The sequence below is a fragment of the Vibrio sp. 10N.222.48.A3 genome (genome assembly GCF_041475345.1).
GTDB classification, from domain to species: domain Bacteria; phylum Pseudomonadota; class Gammaproteobacteria; order Enterobacterales; family Vibrionaceae; genus Vibrio; species Vibrio tasmaniensis_A.
Genome location: NZ_JBFRVX010000085.1, coordinates 1 through 3,779, shown reverse-complemented (window position 1 = coordinate 3,779; position 3,779 = coordinate 1). Strand labels below are relative to the sequence as shown.

Annotated in this window: 2 protein-coding genes and 1 pseudogene; 2 read left to right on the top strand and 1 reads right to left on the bottom strand. The window is 44.5% G+C overall.

What is annotated here, in order from left to right; translation table 11 throughout:
- The first annotated feature begins 129 nt into the window (after window positions 1-129).
- Window positions 130-2,493 (top strand): DNA polymerase II, encoded by a 2,364-nt coding sequence (locus AB4653_RS03285; RefSeq protein ID WP_102257856.1) that lies wholly within the window; start codon window positions 130-132, stop codon window positions 2,491-2,493.
- Window positions 2,494-2,642: 149 nt separating this feature from the next.
- Here the strand turns inward: AB4653_RS03285 and AB4653_RS03280 are convergent, their stop codons facing one another.
- Entirely contained in the window at window positions 2,643-3,410 is a 768-nt protein-coding gene (locus tag AB4653_RS03280; RefSeq protein ID WP_102257855.1) for a nucleotidyltransferase, read from the bottom strand.
- A gap of 137 nt (window positions 3,411-3,547) precedes the next feature.
- Here AB4653_RS03280 and AB4653_RS03275 point away from each other — a divergent pair.
- Window positions 3,548-3,779, top strand: a pseudogene (locus AB4653_RS03275) (elongation factor P-like protein YeiP); the annotation flags it as partial.

The window sequence follows — 3,779 nt, the reverse complement described above, 5'->3', positions numbered from 1 at the left end:
CTTATTTGCTTATAGAGTCCCGTTATTTGCCTCTGTTAACTAGAATTTAGTTAGTATTTTTGCTGCCTGTTATGCGCTGAGAGTCGCTAGGTGGTAGTATTCAATTCCCAATTTCAATAGGTTACTACATTGGATATTCAGCAAGGCTTTGTACTCACAAGACAAGCAAGAGACTTTTCAGGGCGCACACAAATCGACTTGTGGTTAAGCACCCCTCAAGGCCCTACGCTACTGACTATTCAAAATGAAAAGCCTGTATTTTTTGTCGCGCAAACTGATGTTGAAGCATGTCAGGCTATCGCAGCGAAAGAGTCTATCAATTGCCAGTTAAAGCCTTTGGAGCTAGCAACATTTGACCAAACCCCTTTAGCCGCTTGTTACACTTCCTTATCGAGAAGCAGCTTCGGGTTAGCTCAAGCCTTTAACGGTGAAGAGATCCAAACCTTTGAAAGTGATATTCGACTGGCCGATCGTTTCTTGATGGAGCGCTTTATCAAGGGCAGTATCGAATTCACAGGCACTATCACTCCAAAAAGACAGCATCGCAGAGTATCGAACGCAAAATGCCGAACTGGCGATTACTTGCCAAACTTGTCTGTGGTTTCGCTTGATATTGAGTGTTCGGAAAAAGGTGTGCTTTATTCCATCGGCCTAGACAGCCCGATGGATAGCCGAGTGATAATGATTGGCCATCCACAAGAAGCAAACACCAATATCCAATGGGTTGCCAACGAGAAAGCGCTGCTTGAAGCCATGATTGCGTGGTTCTCCGAATTTGACCCGGACATCATCATTGGTTGGAATGTCATTGATTTCGACTTTAGGCTGCTGCATAAGCGTTCGGAATGGAACGAAGTGAAACTCAGTATTGGTCGCGACAATCAACCGAGCTTCTTTCGCAGCTCCGCACAAAACCAGCAGGGCTTCATTACCATTCCTGGTCGCGTGGTCTTAGATGGTATCGATATGCTTAAAACAGCAACCTACCATTTCCGCTCTTGGTCTCTTGAGTCCGTGTCACAAGAGTTACTGGGCGAAGGCAAAGACATTCATAATGTTCATGACCGCATGGATGAAATCAATCGAATGTTTAAGTTCGATAAACCTTCACTTGCCAAGTACAACCTTCAAGACTGTGTGCTAGTAAACCGAATCTTCGAACACACTCACCTACTCGATTTTGCTATTGAACGTTCTCGCTTAACTGGTGTTGAACTTGATCGCGTTGGCGGCTCTGTCGCGGCTTTTACTAACTTATACATGCCTCAGATACACCGAGCGGGTTATGTCGCGCCGAACTTAGAACCCGAGAACTGGATCGCTAGCCCCGGTGGCTATGTGATGGAATCGATTCCCAACCTTTATGACTCTGTGTTGGTACTCGATTTTAAGAGCCTTTACCCATCGATCATTCGTTCTTTCTTAATTGACCCGATGGGGTTAATTGAAGGACTAAAGTTAGAGTTAGGCTCTGAAGAAGACCAAGCAGTGGCTGGGTTTCGTGGCGGTCAATTCCACCGCTCTAAGCACTTTCTACCAGAGATGATCGAAAATCTCTGGGCAGCGCGTGATGTCGCAAAGAAAAATAACGAGAAAGCTTTTTCTCAGGCGATTAAGATCATCATGAACTCTTTCTATGGTGTGCTGGGTTCTTCTGGTTGTCGTTTCTTTGATACTCGCTTGGCATCCTCTATCACCATGCGTGGTCATGAGATAATGAAGCAAACCAAGGTTCTGATCGAAGATAAAGGGTATCAAGTAATTTACGGAGATACCGATTCAACTTTCGTGTCTCTTAATGGCAGTTTTGAGCAAGAACAAGCAGACGAGATTGGTCACTCCCTTGTGGCTTACATCAACGACTGGTGGACGAATCACTTAAAAGAAACCTACAACCTAACCTCAATACTCGAACTGGAATACGAAACTCACTATCGCAAGTTTCTAATGCCGACCATTCGAGGCTCTGAGACAGGGTCGAAGAAACGTTATGCAGGTCTAATCAATCAAGGTGACCAAGAGAAGATCATTTTTAAAGGCCTTGAAAGTGCACGAACCGATTGGACGCCCCTTGCACAACAGTTCCAACAAACCTTGTATGAGATGGTCTTTCACGACCAAGATCCAAGTGATTATGTTAGACAGTTTGTCGATGAAACATCCGCGGGCAAACACGATGACCTACTGGTTTACCAAAAACGCTTGCGCCGTAAGTTGCATGAATACCAGAAGAACATTCCGCCACAGGTTCGCGCTGCTAGATTAGCCGATGAGATCAATGCTCAGCTCGGTCGCCCGCTTCAATATCAAAACAAAGGGCGTATTGAATATTTGATTACGCTGAGTGGCCCCGAGCCCAAGGAGTATTTGAAGAGCGGTATCGATTATCAACATTACATCGACAAGCAGATTAAACCGGTCGCAGAAGCGATTCTGCCATTTATAGGGTTAGATTTTGAAAGAGTCAGCGGCCAGCAGCTAGGTCTGTTCTAGATTTAATTCTCTTTTCGACGCGACATTAGACTCGAGATATCTATTAAAACTCGAGCCAGACATTAAAACGAAAAAAGCAGAGGAGTGCTTAACTCGCTCTGCTTTTTCATATCAATGGATAGCTTACGATCTTGATAGCTTACGACCCCCTACCCGATTCGAAACTCAGTTTTCTGATACTGCTTAACCAGCCATTCACCAAAGCCATCAAGAATACCTATTACTGAACGTTTAGGAATCGCACGCCCAGACAGCAAAATACCCAATCTTTGAATCTCGACTTCTTTCTCTGGATGATATCTCAAGAACTGTTGACCGCACTCCATAGGCGCATCGAACCAGTTTTTATCTCGGTACATGATCAAAGAGTAACTGGCTCGCAGAAGCTTCTTGGCAATAATCACTTGCGCGGCTACTTGCTGTTCTGGCGTTGTTGCTCGGGCTATCTTATTACGATAAACCGCTAACCAATTTTCCGCGTCCATATTCCAATGCTTAGCAATTTCCCAACTCGTTTCGAAATCACCATAGCAATCAGATAAGTCTTCACCATGCACACACACAGCTAAATGCTTGAGCATAAAGCCCCACGTAAAGATATTGTCGAAATCAACTATCTCGCTCACCAAGGTAGTTTTGATCGCCACTTGAGTGACCTGAGGGAAGCTCTTTTGGAAGCGCCATTTGATGGTATTCAGCAGCGTGGTTCGTTGGTCTGGGAAAGAACGATGAGTAACCACAACCACATCTAGATTCGAGCGACCGACAACGGCTTGCTTGCGTGCCACACTGCCATAAACATAGACACTGTGCAGATTAGAACCTAACCCACCTTTTAGAAAGGTAATCAGATCGTTAACCACAGGTTGAAATTCAGGTTGAAATGGCTGTGTTGGGTCAATAACAGGTAGCTGCATAGGTCGTTTCGGTAAATAAAATAATGATTTAACTGTCTCTCTATGATCGCTTAGGTGACTTTATGATTCAAGCTATTCCTATTTATAGCGTCTACGAGATATAATCACCGGATAGACCCAATAAGGACAAACACAAAATGCCTAGAGCAAGTGAGATTAAAAAAGGTTTTGCGATCAATGTTGATGGCAAAACAGTACTAGTTAAAGATATCGAAGTAACAACACCAGGTGGCCGTGGCGGTCAAAAGATTTACCGCTTCCGTGGTCACGATGTAGCAACTGGCGTTAAAACAGAAGTTCGCCACAAGGCTGACGAAATCGTTGAAACGATCGACGTAACTAAGCGTGCGGTGATGTTCTCTTACGTTG